At 69.2% G+C, this 14,689-nt stretch carries 14 protein-coding genes; 5 read left to right on the plus strand and 9 right to left on the minus strand.

Features of this window, described 5'->3' with window-relative positions:
* Nucleotides 1-30: 30 nt before the first annotated feature.
* The 4 genes from N7640_RS19230 to N7640_RS19245 all read left to right on the plus strand — a co-directional run bounded on the left by N7640_RS19230 (nt 31) and on the right by N7640_RS19245 (nt 3,368).
* A complete protein-coding gene (locus N7640_RS19230) occupies nt 31-363 on the plus strand; it encodes an SMR family transporter (protein ID WP_279904187.1) in 333 nt (110 codons plus the stop codon).
* A gap of 45 nt (nt 364-408) precedes the next feature.
* Nucleotides 409-1,584: an FAD-dependent oxidoreductase gene (locus N7640_RS19235; protein ID WP_279904188.1), complete on the plus strand. Its 1,176-nt coding sequence runs from the start codon at nt 409-411 to the stop codon at nt 1,582-1,584.
* Entirely contained in the window at nt 1,581-2,378 is a 798-nt protein-coding gene (locus N7640_RS19240) for an aldo/keto reductase (RefSeq protein ID WP_279904189.1), read from the plus strand. The genes N7640_RS19235 and N7640_RS19240 overlap by 4 nt, the downstream gene beginning before the upstream one ends.
* An 84-nt stretch (nt 2,379-2,462) precedes the next feature.
* The gene (locus N7640_RS19245; RefSeq protein ID WP_279904190.1) at nt 2,463-3,368 is read left to right on the plus strand and encodes a metal ABC transporter ATPase; all 906 of its coding nucleotides are present in this window, start codon (nt 2,463-2,465) and stop codon (nt 3,366-3,368) included.
* Nucleotides 3,369-3,372: 4 nt separating this feature from the next.
* Here the strand turns inward: N7640_RS19245 and N7640_RS19250 are convergent, their stop codons facing one another.
* The 5 genes from N7640_RS19250 to msbA all read right to left on the minus strand — a co-directional run bounded on the left by N7640_RS19250 (nt 3,373) and on the right by msbA (nt 9,993).
* A complete protein-coding gene (locus N7640_RS19250) occupies nt 3,373-4,128 on the minus strand; it encodes a hypothetical protein (RefSeq protein WP_279904191.1) in 756 nt (251 codons plus the stop codon).
* Between the two features lie 40 nt (nt 4,129-4,168).
* Nucleotides 4,169-5,590: a bifunctional D-glycero-beta-D-manno-heptose-7-phosphate kinase/D-glycero-beta-D-manno-heptose 1-phosphate adenylyltransferase HldE gene (hldE, locus tag N7640_RS19255; protein WP_279904192.1), complete on the minus strand. Its 1,422-nt coding sequence runs from the start codon at nt 5,588-5,590 to the stop codon at nt 4,169-4,171.
* Nucleotides 5,591-5,835: 245 nt separating this feature from the next.
* Nucleotides 5,836-7,230, minus strand: a complete 1,395-nt coding sequence (locus tag N7640_RS19260) for a PIG-L family deacetylase (protein ID WP_279904193.1) — start codon at nt 7,228-7,230, stop codon at nt 5,836-5,838.
* Between the two features lie 40 nt (nt 7,231-7,270).
* A complete protein-coding gene (locus tag N7640_RS19265) occupies nt 7,271-8,167 on the minus strand; it encodes a GNAT family N-acetyltransferase (RefSeq protein ID WP_279904194.1) in 897 nt (298 codons plus the stop codon).
* Complete coding sequence (gene msbA, locus N7640_RS19270) at nt 8,167-9,993, minus strand: lipid A export permease/ATP-binding protein MsbA (RefSeq protein WP_279904195.1); 1,827 nt, start codon at nt 9,991-9,993, stop codon at nt 8,167-8,169. The genes N7640_RS19265 and msbA overlap by 1 nt, the downstream gene beginning before the upstream one ends.
* A 60-nt stretch (nt 9,994-10,053) precedes the next feature.
* Here msbA and N7640_RS19275 point away from each other — a divergent pair, with 60 nt between their 5' ends.
* A complete protein-coding gene (locus N7640_RS19275; RefSeq protein ID WP_308446194.1) occupies nt 10,054-10,644 on the plus strand; it encodes a lipopolysaccharide kinase InaA family protein in 591 nt (196 codons plus the stop codon).
* Here the strand turns inward: N7640_RS19275 and N7640_RS19280 are convergent.
* The 4 genes from N7640_RS19280 to N7640_RS19295 are packed head-to-tail and all read right to left on the minus strand — an operon-like array spanning nt 10,614 to nt 14,683.
* The gene (locus tag N7640_RS19280; protein WP_279904196.1) at nt 10,614-11,453 is read right to left on the minus strand and encodes a lipopolysaccharide core biosynthesis protein; all 840 of its coding nucleotides are present in this window, start codon (nt 11,451-11,453) and stop codon (nt 10,614-10,616) included. The genes N7640_RS19275 and N7640_RS19280 overlap by 31 nt on opposite strands.
* A gap of 2 nt (nt 11,454-11,455) precedes the next feature.
* Entirely contained in the window at nt 11,456-12,637 is a 1,182-nt protein-coding gene (locus N7640_RS19285; RefSeq protein ID WP_279904197.1) for an O-antigen ligase family protein, read from the minus strand.
* 12 nt (nt 12,638-12,649) lie between these two features.
* Nucleotides 12,650-13,354, minus strand: a complete 705-nt coding sequence (locus N7640_RS19290) for a glycosyltransferase family 25 protein (protein ID WP_262880184.1) — start codon at nt 13,352-13,354, stop codon at nt 12,650-12,652.
* A gap of 54 nt (nt 13,355-13,408) precedes the next feature.
* Entirely contained in the window at nt 13,409-14,683 is a 1,275-nt protein-coding gene (locus N7640_RS19295) for a capsule biosynthesis protein (protein ID WP_279904198.1), read from the minus strand.
* Nucleotides 14,684-14,689: the final 6 nt, after the last annotated feature.

The following is a 14,689-nucleotide window of genomic DNA, read 5'->3' on the forward strand; positions in this document are numbered from 1 at the left end:
ACAATGCGCGGCGCAACCGAGGAGAGCCCCATGAACGCCTACCTGTACCTGGCCATCGCCATCGTCGCCGAAGTCATCGGCACCACCGCCCTCAAGGCCGTGGCGGGCTTCAGCAAGCCGTTGCCGCTGTTCCTGGTGGTGGTCGGCTACGGCATCGCCTTCTGGATGCTCAGCCTGGTGATGAAGAGCATCCCGGTGGGCGTCACCTACGCCATCTGGTCGGGCCTCGGCATCGTCCTGATCAGCATCGCCAGCCTGGTGATCTACGGCCAGAAGCTGGACCTGGCGGCCCTGCTGGGCATCGGCCTGATCGTCGCCGGGGTGCTGGTGATCCAGCTGTTCTCCGGCAGCAGCGGCCACTGATCGCGGGCGGTTATACTGCGCGCCTGATCTGCAGCGAGCCACGGCATGTCCCAGTCCCTCAGCACCGATATCCTGATCGTCGGCGGCGGTGTCGCCGGCCTCTGGCTGAACGCCCGCCTGCGCGGGCTCGGCTACGCCACCCTGCTGGTGGAAAGCACCAGCCTCGGCGGCGGGCAGAGCCTGAAGTCCCAGGGCATCATCCACGGCGGCGCCAAGTACGCCCTGCACGGCGCGCTGACCGGCGCCTCCGAGGCCATCGCCGACATGCCGCGGCGCTGGCTGGACGCGCTGAACGGCGGCGGTGAGCTGGACCTGGCCGGCGTGCGCCTGCTGTCCGACGCCCACTATCTCTGGTCGCCAGGCGGCCTGGCCGGCAACCTGACCAGCTTCTTCGCCAGCAAGGCGGTGCGCGGGCGGGTCGACCAGGTCAAGGGCGAACGGCTACCCGCCGCCCTGCAGCACCCGAAGTTCAAGGGCAAGGTCTACCGCCTGGCCGAGCTGGTGCTCGACGTGCCCAGCCTGATCACCCGCCTCGCCGAGCTGGCCGGCGACAGCCTGCTGGCCGGGCGCGAGATCGCCCCGCTGCGCGAGGACGGCGAACTGGTCGGCCTGCGCGTCGACGGCCGCGAGGTCCGCGCCCAGCGCATCGTGCTCAGCGCCGGCCAGGGCAACGCCGCGCTGCTCGCCGCCCTCGGCCTGGAGCAGCCGCGCCAGCAACTGCGCCCACTGCACATGGTGCTGGTCAAGGGCAAGGGCCTGAAGCCGCTGTATGCCCACTGCCTGGGCGGCGGACCCAAGCCGCGCATCACCGTGACCAGCCACCCGGCCGCCGACGGCCAGTGGGTCTGGTACCTGGGCGGCGACATCGCCGAGGCCGACGGGGTGGCGCGCAGCGAGGCGGCGCAGATCGCCGCGGCGCAGAAGGAGGTGCAGCAGCTGCTGCCCTGGATCGACCTCTCCGACGCGCGCTGGGCTACCCTGCGGGTCGACCGCGCCGAGCCGGCCCAGAGCGGCCTGGTGCGCCCGGACAACGCCTTCCTCGCCGACCAGGGCCGCCTGCTGGTGGGCTGGCCGACCAAGCTGGCACTGTCGCCGGACTTCGCCGACCGGGTCATCGCCGCGCTGCAGCGCGACGCCATCCGCCCCGGCGCCCACGCGCCGCTGCCGGAGCTGCCGCGCCCGCCCCAGGCCGAGCCCGTGTGGGAGGAGCTGCTGCCGTGACCTTGCACGACCTGCACCGCCCCCTGGGCGACACCGGCCTAATCGTCTCGCCGCTCGGCCTGGGCACCGTCAAGCTGGGCCGCGACCAGGGTGTGAAGTATCCCAACGGCTTCACCATCCCCGACGACGCCGCCGCCCGCACCCTGCTCGACCAGGCCCGCGCGCTGGGTATCAACCTGATCGACACGGCGCCGGCCTACGGCGTCAGCGAACAGCGCCTCGGCCCGCTGCTGCGCGGCCAGCGCGAGGACTGGGTGATCGTCAGCAAGGTCGGCGAGGAGTTCGACGACGGCCAGTCGCGATTCGACTTCTCGCCGCAGCACACCCGCTTCTCCGTGGAGCGCAGCCTCCGGCGCCTGGAGACCGACCGCATCGACCTGGTGCTGGTCCATTCGGACGGCAACGACGTGGCCATCCTGCGCGACAGCGGGGTGTACGAGACCCTCGCCGAACTCAGGCGCGAGGGCAAGATCCGTGCCTTCGGCCTGTCCGGCAAGACGGTGGAAGGCGGCCTGCTGGCCCTCGAGTACGGCGACTGCGCCATGGTCACCTACAACCTGGCCGAACAGGCCGAGCGGCCGGTGCTCGACCATGCGGCGACGCACGGCAAGGGCATCCTGATCAAGAAGGCCCTGGCCAGCGGCCACGCAGTGCTGGCCGGCGCAGACCCGGTGCGCGCCAGCTTCGAACTGGTGTTCGGCCACCCCGGGGTCACCGCCGCCATCGTCGGCACCATCAACCCGCAACATCTGGCGGCAAACGCGGCGACCGCCGCCGCGGTGATCCGCGGCTAAACTGCAAGGCTCCTGGCGCGGTCTGAACCTCACCACGCCCATCCATACCGCCGCAGCTCCCCCGCTGCCGACCGAGGAGCCGATATGTCGCGACTGCTGGCCCGCAAGGCCCCGGGCAACTTCAAGACCCTGCCGCTGTACGTCGAGGCCACGGCGGACGGGCTGAACTACCGCAGCCTCGGCCTGCCCCTGAACTTCGCCCAGATGCTGGAGCGGCGTCGCCCGGTAATGGCGGCGGACAACCAACACTTCGCCCTGGAGCTGGCCAACCTCGGCGTCTCGGTGCGCCTGACCCTGGCCTGGCAGGGCCGCGAATACTGGCTGCTGGTGCGCCAGCAGCGCCCCGACCGGGGCGACGTGGTGCTCAAGCTGATCTCCGGCTACGTGCCGGCCCACGAGCTGAACCTGCCGCTGCTCACCGCCATCCAGGAAGTGGCCGAGGAATGTCTGATCGAGAGCGAGAGCGGCTGGCTGAGCGGCCGCTACGCCGACACCTGGCTGCCGACGCCCTACCAGGGCGCGCTGCGCTACCGCGAGAGCGACCACTTCCGCCTCGCGCCCCTGTCCGGCGCGGCGCGGCCGGTGCAGTGCGGCAACCTGATGCTGATGGAGCGCCCGCGCGCCTACGTGCACCTGCCCACCGCCTCGCTCCAGCTGGTCTACGACCTGCGCCTTGAGCTGCCCCGGGATTGCCGTCAGCCCAGCCTGTTCCACGTCGACGAGCGCCTGGAAGGTGACCAGCTGGTGGCCTGCCTGGAGCGGCGGCGCCCGGACCTCTACCTGCTGCCGCTGCACCAGGGCAGGCCCGCCGGCGAGCTGTTCACCCTGCGCCGCGGCGAACTGGTGCCCGCCAGCACCCGCGGCCTGTGGTTGTCGGAGAGCTTCGCCGCGCAGGACGGCTGGCTGGTGCGCGACGAGCGCATCCGCTGGAAGGACTGGCAGGCACGCCTGCAGCGCGAGGAGAACCCGCCGGGGCGGCTGGCGGGCTAGCGAATCACGCGCCCAGCTGCGGGAACAGGCGCCGGGCCAGCGACCAGTCCACGGCCGGCGTGCCCCGGCCCGCGGACAGCGGCCACACCGGGTCCGCGCGATGGGACAGGTAGGCGAACGCCGCCTTCTCCATCTCGATGCGCTGCAGGAAGCCATGGAACTGCAGGGCGCCCGAGTAGCCGGGGATAGCGGCGTTGCTGATCACCCCCAGCTCCGCCAGGATCCGCAGGCACCAGAGCCGGGCCGCGTGATTGCTCTTCGGCAGCAGCTTGGCCGAGGACACCTGCTTCAGCAGGTCCGTCGTCGAGACGTCCGCCGGCACCGAGTCGATGAGTTCGAGCAGCGCCCTCAGCACCTCGACCTGCTCCGGCCGGTACTCCAGCGCGATATTCGGCACGTCCTCCAGATCGATCAGGTGGCTGTAGCAGGGCACCGTCGAGCAGCGCCCGGCGAAGGCGAAGTCCCAGAGCTGTCCTTCCCGGCTGCGCAGTTCGCTGCGCGCAATGCCGCAGATGGTGCAGGGAACCTCGGACTCCTCGCGGTACAGGCGGTTGTGGGCGGCGAAGTCGAACGGTTCCCACGTATGCGCCGGCAGGTTGCGGGCGGAGTGGTAGGCCATGAGCGGGGTCATGGCGCGACGTGCGCCGGTCGCCAGGCTGGCGATGAACAGCTCGGTGACCCGCTCGCCCAAGGCATCGTCCGCGGCCAGTGCGTGCAGCCTGCGAACGCTGTCATCGTGGTGAAAGGCTTCTCGCTCCATGAGATTCACTCCTGCTCCGGGCGCCGGCGGGCCGCCGGCATCACTTGCTGCGGATTTTCTCGACGATCGCGGTGGTCGAGCTGTTTTCCACCAGGCCGAGCACCCGCACCTCGCCGCCGTAGGCGCGGACGATGTCGGCGCCCACCACCTGGTCGATGCCGTAGTCGCCGCCCTTGACCAGCACGTCGGGGCGGACCGCGCGCAACAGGCTCTCCGGCGTGTCCTCGGCGAAGCTCACCACCCAGTCCACCGCGCCGAGGCCGGCGAGCACGGCCATGCGCCGGTCCACCGAGTTGATCGGCCGGCCCGGGCCCTTGAGGCGCGAGACCGAGGCGTCGTCGTTGACCGCCAGCACCAGCCGGTCGCCCTGGGCGCGGGCCTGCTCCAGGTAGGTCACGTGGCCGGCGTGGAGGATGTCGAAGCAGCCGTTGGTGAAGACGATCTTCTCGCCATGGGCGCGGGCGTCCTCGACAGCCACCAGCAGCTGTTCCAGGCTCAGCACGCCGCGCTCCGAGCCCTGCTCGCGCTGCACCGCGCGACGCAGCTCGGGCGCGCTGATCGCCGCGGTGCCGAGCTTGCCGACCACGATGCCGGCGGCCAGGTTGGCCAGGGCCACGGCCTGCGGCAACTCCTCACCGGCGGCGATGGAGGCAGCCAGGGTGGAAATCACGGTGTCGCCGGCACCGGTCACGTCGAATACCTCGCGGGCACGGGCCGGCAGGTGCAGCGGCGCGTGGTCCGGGCGCAGCAGGGTCATGCCGTGCTCGCCGCGGGTCACCAGCAGCGCGCCCAGGTCCAGCTCGCGCATCAGCCGGGCGCCCTTGGCGACCAGCTCGGCCTCGTCGGCGCAATGGCCGACGATGGTCTCGAATTCGTTGAGGTTGGGGGTGATCAGGCTGGCGCCGCGGTAGATGGAGAAGTCCTTGCCCTTGGGGTCGGCCAGCACCGGGATGCCCTTCGCCCGGGCCAGCTGGATCAGCGCCTGGTGGTTGCGCAGCGCGCCCTTGCCGTAGTCGGACAGCACCAGCACCCTGACCCCGGCGAGCAGGCCGTCGACCTCGCGGGCCAGCGCCTCGGCATCGGTCCTGAAGGGCTCCTCGAAGTCCATGCGCAGCAGCTGCTGGTGGCGGCTCATGACCCGCAGCTTGACGATGGTCGGCTGGTCGTCGATGCGCTGGAAGTGGGCGCGCACGCCGGCGGCGTCCAGGCTGGCGGTAAGGCTGTCGGCCGCCTCGTCCTCGCCGCTGACGCCGACCAGCTGGGCCTGCGCGCCCAGGGCGGCGATGTTCAGCGCGACGTTGGCGGCGCCGCCCGGACGGTCCTCGATCTGCTCGACCTTGACCACCGGCACCGGTGCCTCGGGGGAGATGCGCGAGGTGCCGCCATGCCAGTACCGGTCGAGCATGACGTCGCCCACCACGAGAACGGCGGCCTGGTCGTAACGGGGCATGGACAGCTTCATGGACACTCCGGAGCGGCAAAATCGCCGCGGATCATAACATGGCCCTCCCCGGCCGTAGCCGTCGCGACATGCGCCCGAGAACCGACACGAGCGCGGAAGGCCGAAAGCCGGACAGGCAGCGCGGCCTCCGGCGCCTGTGGGAGCGGCCTTGGCCGCGAATGTTGGGCTACACCGGTGCATACGGCCGAAAGATCGCGGCCAAGGCCGCTCCCACATGGGGCGGGCCTGAGCCGCCTACCGTGCGGCTACAGGTGGCGCACCCAGAACAGCTCGTGGCGGCGCACCGCCTTGCGGAAGAACTCGTCCTCGCCGGTGACCGGCCAGCGGCGCCCGGCGAGCACGCGCTGGATCAGCCTCCGCAGGCGCTTCTTCGGCGGCGGGGGCGCCTGCAGGTCGTGCTGCATGGCCAGGGCCATGGCCTTGTCGAGCTGGGTCCCGGCGGACAGGGTCGGACTCCACAGAGCATCGGCCGGCAGCGCCACGATCGCCGGTGGCAGGGCGATACCGTGGTTCGCCGGCCCCATCGGCCAGCGGTCGTTGTCGTGCAGGTGGTTGGCGTAGAGCAGCAGGGTCTGCGGCTGCCAGGCGCTGGCCTGGACCGCCTCCAGCACGGCGCGGGTCGACGCGACGTGGTCGCTGTGCGGGTCCAGCTCCGGGTGCGGGGTGACCACCACCTCCGGGCGGAAGCGTTCGAGCAGCGCGGCCAGGTCGGCGACCAGGTTGTTCCAGGTCGGCGCGCCGTCGGCATCGCCCGGCAGCTGCAGCGGGTTGTGCCGGCGCACGCTGCGGATGTCCGCCTCCCCCGACTCGCGGGACGGCACGGGCAGCTCCGGCTGCTCGGCCATGGTCGGCAGCTGCAGGCAGTAGTAGCCGAGCTGCACGCAGCGGCTCTGCGGGACGCCGCCCCAGAGCGGCACGGCCAGGCTGTCCCAGGCGCGCAGCCGGCCCTTGAGCACGGCGGCGCTCTGCGCCGACAGGCCGAGGCGACGATAACGCTCGGCCTCGACCTCGCCTTGGGTCAGGGTAACGATGCTGGCCTGGGCGCAGCGGCTGTACAGGCCGAATGCCGCCAGCTCGGCGTCGTCGGCGTGGGGGGCGATGACCATCACCCGGCGCTCGGCGTAGTCCGGGTTGCTCATGGCGAACAGGCGCCCTTCCCGGCCCAGCCGGCAGCAGCGCCCGCGCAGGCGCAGGGTGCCGGCGCGCAGCGCGTCGCCCTGGCCGGACAGGTTGAAGTAGCGCAGGCCGTCGACCCGCCGCTCCAGGTCCTGGCGGTCGTCGCCCAGCAGCACGCGGGGGTCGAGGAAGCGGCCCAGCCAGGTGGCGGTTACTTCCAGCTCCAGCACCAGGGTCTCGGCATCGCCCAGGTCGCCGTCGACCCGCAGTTGGCCGTCCGCGACCCGGGCCAGCAGGCAGGGCGTGCCGGCCGGGAAGTCGTAGTGGTAGTCGTCTTCCGGCGAGTAGAACAGGTGGTCGGCGAACCAGGCCTCGTGGGCGATCCAGGCCGCCACCAGCAGCAGCGGCACCCACCACCAGGCGACGAACACGCCGAGCGCCACCATCACTAGCAGCGCCACCAGCATGGCGATGCGCTTGTTGCGGCGATGGCGTTTGAGCAGTTGCTGCTTGCGACCGGTCATGATCTCGTCACCCGTTGCTATCCCCGTGCGCGGCGGGCCGCTACACCTGATAGGCCGGTACCCGGTGGCACCAGCGGTCCTTGTACTCGCGGTCGGCGCGGCCGAAGGAGTAGCGCAGCGGCTTGCCGACGGCCCGCGCCTCGGCCCAGGCGTTCTGCGTGTTGACGTAGCTGAGCACGCTGCCGGGGCTGAACTCGCGCTGCTGCGGGTCGACGCCGCCGTTGATGTATTCCAGGCTGACCCAGCGCGGCGCCTCGACCCGGTATAGCACCTGAATCGCCACCGGCGCATCGTTGAGGTAGACCAGCGAGCCCGTCATGAATTCACGCAGCAGAGTGAACACCTCGACCAGGCGGTCCTTGCCGGTGGCCTCGAAGCCCCAGCGACGCAGGAACAGGTCCGCGTAGATGCGCGCCTGCTCCTCGGCGGAAAGCTCCAGCATCGGTCTGATGACGCCGCCCGACTCCTCCAGCAGGCGCTGCTCGCGACGCTGGTTGTAGCGGAACTTCTTGCCGTACTCCTCCGGCTCGCGGGCCATGGCCAGGCCCTCCGGCTGCTCGCGCAGGCCGAGCACGGCCCCGGCGTTGAGCTGGGAGACGTAGCGCACGCGGTGGCGCAGCACAGCGCCGGCGCCGTCTGCGGCGGGCAGAATGATCTCCGCGTTGCCCAGGTCGAACAGGCCGCGCTTGCCGTGCTTCTTCAGCACATCCTTGGACAGCGCCAGGTGGCGGCCCCAGGTGGGTACGGCCGCCTGCAGCTCGCCGCCGCGCTCCCAGCCGAGGTAGCGCACCGGGATTCCGGCCAGGCCGGCGAGGCGCTCGACCACCTGGGGATGGGTCGCGACGCTGCCACCGAAGCGCTGCCAGGTTGAGGCATAGGTGGCGGCGTCGATCTGCTTCCAGCCACGCTCGCGATAACCGCGCAGAAACTCCAGCATCAGGCGTCCAGCTCCAGCGGCTGCTCGTTGCCGCCCTCCTCGAACTGCTTGGCGTGCAGGCGGGCGTAGTAGCCGTTCTGCGCCAGCAGCTCGGCATGGCTGCCGCGCTCGACGATCTCGCCCTGGTCCATCACCAGGATCAGGTCCGCCTTCTCGATGGTGGTCAGGCGGTGGGCGATCACCAGGGTGGTGCGGCCCTTCATCACCTCGTCCAGGGCCGCCTGGATGTGGCGCTCGGATTCGGTATCCAGGGCCGAGGTGGCCTCGTCGAGAATCAGCAGCGGCGCGTTCTTCAGCAGTGCCCGGGCGATGGCCAGGCGCTGGCGCTGGCCGCCGGAGAGCAGCACGCCGTTCTCGCCGACCAGGGTGTCGAAGCCCTGCGGCAGCTTGTCGATGAACTCGGCGGCATAGGCCGCCTCGGCCGCCTGGCGCACCTGCTCCATGGGCGCGCCGGCCAGGTCGCCATAGGCGATGTTGCTGGTCACGCTGTCGTTGAACAGGGTGACGTGCTGGGTCACCAGGGCGATGTGCTTGCGCAGGTTGCGCAGGGTGTATTCCTCGATGTCCAGCCCGTCGAGCAGGATGCGGCCCTGCTCGTGCTGGTAGAAACGCGGGATCAGGCTGGCCAGGGTCGACTTGCCGCTGCCGGAGCGGCCCACCAGGGCGATCATCTGCCCCGGCTCGGCGACGAAGGAGATGTCGCGCAGCACCGGCTTTTCCGCGCCCGGGTACTGGAAGGTCAGGTTGCGCACTTCGAGCTGGCCGCTGATGCGTTCGCGTTCGCGCAGGCCGCTGTCCACCTCGGGCTGCTCGTCCAGCTGCTCGAAGATGCTCTCGGCGCCGGCGACGCCCTTCTGGATGGTCGAGCTGACCTCGGACAACTGGCGGATCGGCTTGGGCAGCAGGCCGGCCAGGGTGATGTAGGCCACCAGGTCGCCGGTCGTGGCATCGCCACGCAGCAGCAGCACCAAGAACATCAGCAACGCCATGGCGCTGTAGATCACCAGCTGCAGGCTGGGGGTGTAGATGGCGTTGGTCTTGACCATGCGCAGCTGCTTTTCCTTGTTCGCCTCGCTGGCGAGCTGGAAGCGCGTCTGCTCGTAGCTCTCGCCGCCGAAGCTGCGCACCACCCGGTAGCCCTGGATGGTCTCGGAGGCCACGTGGGTCACGTCGCCCATGGCTACCTGGATCTTCTTGCTCTGCTTGCGGAACTTGCGGCTGGCGCTGCCGACCATCACACCGATGATCGGCAGGATGGCGACCATGACCAGGGTCAGCTTCCAGTTCATCACCAGCAGGCTGGCGAACAGGAACAGCACGGTCATGCCTTCGCGCACCACTACCTTGATGGCGTCGGTGGCGGCGCCGGTGACCATGGTCACGTTGTAGGTGATGCGCGAGATCAAGTGCCCGGAATTGTGGTTGTCGAAGTAGCGGTTGGGCAGGGTCAGCAGGTTGTTGAACAGGGCGACACGCAGGTCCTGCACCAGCCCCATGGAGACCTTGGCCAGGAAGTAGTTGCCCAGATAGGAGCCGATGCCCTGCCACAGGGCGATGAGCACGATCATCAGCGGCACGGCCTGCAGCAGCTTGAGGTCCGACAGCCAGTGGTAGTCCTGCAGATAGGGGACCTCGGAGAAGAAGCCGGCGTCAGGATTGCTGAGTCCGTCAACGAAGAATTTGAGCATGTAGCCCAGCATCGGCTGGGTCGAGGCGAAGATCAGAAAGCCCAGGATGCTGATGACGAACAGCCCCCAGTAGGGCACCACGTATTTCAGCAATCGCAGATAAACCCTAAGGCTGGATTGCTGGTTAGAATTGGCCATTCGGCGCGCCTCGTGCGACTGGCTTAGAGAGACAAGATGCGGATTGTAACAGCGAACGAATTGCAAGATTGGCTGAGCCAGGGCGAACTGCTGGAAAAAGACAGCCACGGCCCCAAGGTGGTCCGTCTGCCCAGCGGCACGCTGCTGAAGATCTTCCGCAGCCGCCGCAATCCGCTGCTGGCCCGCATCCGTCCCGATGCCAGGCGCTTCGCCGAGCGCGCATCGCGCCTGCAGGCCCACGGCATCCGCACCCCCGCGATCCGCGAATGCTGCTGGCTGGAGCGCGACAAGGCGGTCAGCGCCTGCCTGTATCAGCCACTGGCTGGGCAATCGCTGGACAGCCTGTTTCACAATTCGCGGAAGGAGTTCGACGGCCTGCTCCCGCAACTGGCGGCCTACATCCTCAAGCTGCATCGCCTGGGCATCTACTTCCGCTCGCTGCACCTCGGCAACATCCTGCTGACGCCCGACGGCGACTTCGGCCTGATCGACTTCCTCGACCTGCGCTTCAAGAATCGCCCGCTGGGGCGTCTACTGGTCCGTCGCAACTTCCGCCACCTGCAGCGCTACCTGGAGCGCCGCCAGGTGCAGGCCTTCCCCTGGGAAGAGCTGATGCAGCACTACGAAGTGGCCAGAAGCGCGTCCAGCTGATCGAGCGTCAGGCGTGGGACCAGGCGCTCCGGCAGGCGGCTGGCCTGGGACAGGCCGAACACGCGGAAATGCGGCCCGACGACGCGCTCCGCCACCAGTTCGAAGCTCGGCAGGATGTAATCGTCGTAGTCCTCGTCGAGGCGGCTCGGCAACGCCGCCTCCCCCTGCTCGTAGAAACGTCCCGGCTGGGCGCCCATGTCCGCGCCGACCAGCACCACGTTGCGAAAGCCCAGGTGATAGGCCAGCTGCATGGCCGCGTAGGGAATGGTGCGCCCGCCAAAGTAGCCCTTGACCATGTTCCGGCTGAAGCCGATGCGGTTGGGCTTCTGCCGCCAGAGGGAGAAACGGCATTCCGTGTCCGGGCAGTTGCGTACGCGCCAGGCGTAGCGGCGATCCGACAGCTCCTCGCCATCCAGCGGCCGATTGCTGCGCAGCATCAGGTAGATCGAGCGACCGTCGATGGCATCGGGAACCCGCTCCAGCAGGGCCTCCAGCGCCCCGACGCCCAGCGCCGAGTGGCGCGCCAGCGCGATGCCCTGACGCACCAGCGGCAGGCGATCGCGGACGAAGCCGCGGTCGTCGCAGAGGTAGAACAGCGGGCTGACGCCGGTTTCCGCGAAACGCACGATCGAGCCGTTCATGGCGATCATTGGCACGTGCCGATAGCGCTCCAGGGGGAAATCCGCGGCCGAGGGCCCGGAGGCCACGGCGATCAGGGTTCCGGAATAGGCGCCGCGGCAAGCCTCGAAGGGTCTGCCGTCATCCCAGCAGGCGCGCAGGCGCTCGGCAATCGCCTTGTTGTCGTCCATGTCTACGCAATCTCACGTTCTCGAATACAGGCCCTGTTCCGCAGGGCCGCCCCGGCCATGCACAGGAACAGCGGCAACCAGAGGCAGAACCACTCCTCGCGCGGCTTCACCCAGGGTCCGACACCGTCCGTGAACAGGGCGATCCCGGCGAAGCACAGCAATGATAGGCACAGGCGTCCCTGCACGGAGTCGCGCAGCCGCCAGGCCCACAGCGCCGCCCAGCCGTACAGCAGGAGCCAGCCGGCCAACCCGACCATGCCGAGCAGCACCGCGATGTGCAGATAGAGGTTGTGGGCGTGCTCGTAGGAGACGCCCTGGGCTGGGACCGGCAGCAGGTAGGGCGAGGCGAAGCCTATGCCGAGCCACGGGTGCTCCTGGATCTTCAGCAGCGCCTGCTCGATCAGGTCCGGCCGGTAGGAAAAGCCGCGTTGCAGCAACAGGTCCGGCCAGAACCAGGCCACCACCAGCAGCGTCAGGCAGGTGGCGCCGGCCAGCGCCAGCGGCCGGAAGCCACGCTCCCAGAAGGGCGCCAGCAGGATCGTCGCGCAGACCGCGATCCAGGGTCCCCTGGACTGGGTCATCAGCAGGAAGGCCAGGTATCCCGCCAGGCTGACGTACCAGGGAACGCCCTTCAGCCAGGACGGCAGATACTGGCGCAGACACAGCAGCAGAATGCCCATGATGCCGAACAGCTGTCCGGCCAGGATGGGATGGTTGACCAGCCCCGTCCCGACCGCGCGCGCCGTCCACGGCTGCAGCTCCAGCCCGTAGAGATTCTGCAGGCTGAGCCAGGCCAGCAGCCCGACCAGCAGGCCCAGCATCGCCAGGCTGCGCCACAACCGCTCGGGGTCCAGGCAGGCCAGCGCCAGCACCGCGTTGGTGGCGAGCGCCACGTACAGGAATATCTTCAGTTCCCCCGGGTCCGCCGGCGTCTCGCTCCACAGCAGGGAGGCCGCCGACCACAGGGCGAAGAGCCCCAGCAACAGGCTCGCCGGCTGCCACCAGCCGCGACGGACCTGGGCGCTGGTCAGCAAGGCCAGCAACCCCGGCAGCCAGAACAGCAGGATCAGGCCCTGCTGGTAGAGCTTGCTGGTCGGCAGCACCAGCATGCCGGCGAGCCACCAGGCCAGGCCAAAAGCCAGCCAGCGCGGGAGTAAGGTGTTCCAGTTAGACGCGAACGACAACAGCAGCCCCCTTCAGAGCACCGAATAGCGAATACGGCTCCAGAGGCGCCGCAGGGCCTTCCGGGTCTTGAGTTCGGACTTGCGCACCACCGCCTCGATATCGCTCATGTCCAGCAGTCGCTGATAGGCGACCATGGGGCGCACGAGAAAACTCCTGGCGTGGGGCTGCAGCCTTTCCGAGTAGTACCAGTCGATGGGCAGGCCGGAGCCTTCCGCCTCGGCCAGGATGCGGCCATACAGACTCTCGTGCACCACGTAGGCATGGGCCAGACGGATGCGCTCGGCATCGTCCAGATTCGCCGAAAAGCGCCGCAGACGCCCGCCCTTCTTGTAGGTGCCGCCCAGGTAGATCATGCCCCACTGCTGCCCCTGCAACTGGCTTGACGCGCGCTGAAGCACCGACAGGCTGTAAGGCTCCAGTTCGCAGTCGTCCTCGAGCACCAGGACATGCGGCCAGCCGGAGGACTGGGCCAGACGGATCACCGCCAGATGGCTCTGCGCACAGCCCCAGGTCGAGCGCAGCTTGGCGGGAAGATGTTCGCTGTCGCCGTCGACGGCCAGCAGAAAGCGGCGCAGCGGCGCCAGACATGGTTCTTCGACGATGTCCGCCGGAGGACGGACGGCGGCGAAGCGGTGGATATCCCCGACCACACCCAAACGCTCGAACTGCGCCTGCATGGCGACCCAGCGATCGGGTCGCGAATCCAGATTGATCACGCAGACATGGTCGAAAAAGGGCCATGTCGCTGACGGTCGAGCCAAGGTCCGCTCCTAGAATGTCTGTGAAGTGGCGGTCAGGGTAGAACACTGGACGCCGTCCGGAAGCCTGGCGTGCGCAAGCAAAGACTCCAAGGATGCCAGGGTGTTCTGCAGACCGCCCACCCCCCATGCCAGATGGAACTCGGCAAAGGCATGCGAACGGGTCAGAGCCTGAGCGAAGTCCGCCTCGATGTCGAGCAGGCGCTGCTCGAATTCGGCCTCCGTCGTGATCGTCGCGCCGTAGAAGCGTCGTTGCTGGAAAATGTCCTCCTGACCTCCGATATCCACGCACAGCACCGGGCGCGCCGCCAGGGCCGCCTCGATCACCGCATTCGAGAGAATGTTCACCACCACCGAAGCCCGAGCCAGGGCGCTCGCCAGCGTGCAGTCGGCCGGCAGCACCTCGATATTGGCACTGCCGCCCGCGGCATCCCGCCAGAACGGCACCTGGCTGCGCGGATGGCGCTTGACCAGCACCCGGTGCTCGGGATGGCGCCTCGCCCAGGCCGCCAGCAGAGCATAGGTCTGTTGGTATTCGCGTTCCTTCTCCTTGTCCGGCCCGACGCCGAGGATCAGCAGGGTGCGGGCCTCCGGCGCCGGCGGCGGCATGTCGTAGCTGGAGTCGATCATGTGCGAGCCGACCAGCGCCGCCGTCGACTCGCCGAAGCGCAGCTCGCGCGCCTGCAGCGCCTCCAGAGAACTCTGACCGAACAGGAAGTAGTAGTCGTAGTCGTTCATGCCCAGCCGGCGCGAGCCCTCCACCGTGGTGGCGTGGGCCAGGTGTACCAGCAGGGCGCCGCGCGCGTTCAGCGCCATGCGCAGGAAGGGGGCGTACAGGCTGCCGTTGCGGTCGTTGAGCAGGATGCGCGGCTGGTGGTGCGCCGCCAGCCATTCGGCGTGGGCGGCCAGGCCGAAGTAGCGGGTCGGCACCGGATGCGGCGGGCAGGCGAGCAGGCGCTGGCGCAGGATCGTCTTCGGCGCCTGCAGCGCAGTTTCCACCAGCCTGTGGCCGCGATCGCGCAGGCCTTCCATCAGCAGCTTCTTGCGCTGGAACTTGATCACCTTGGGCGCCGACTGCAGCAACAGGAAGTCGCAGGGTTCGGCCGCGATGGTCGCGGCCAGGCGCCGCCGAGCACGCACGCCGAACCACCAGTCGCCAATCGCCTCGCGGGCGAAGCGCAGGGCGCTGCCGACCAGGCCGTGGCGCTCGCGCAGCAGCAGCCAGCGATAGCGGTCCAGGGCGCGGGCCTTGGCGGCCCAGGGGTTGCTGGCGGATTCCGGCATCATGTCGGC

Source organism: Pseudomonas sp. GD04015 (genome assembly GCF_029837675.1).
In the GTDB taxonomy this organism is placed as follows: domain Bacteria; phylum Pseudomonadota; class Gammaproteobacteria; order Pseudomonadales; family Pseudomonadaceae; genus Aquipseudomonas; species Aquipseudomonas paralcaligenes.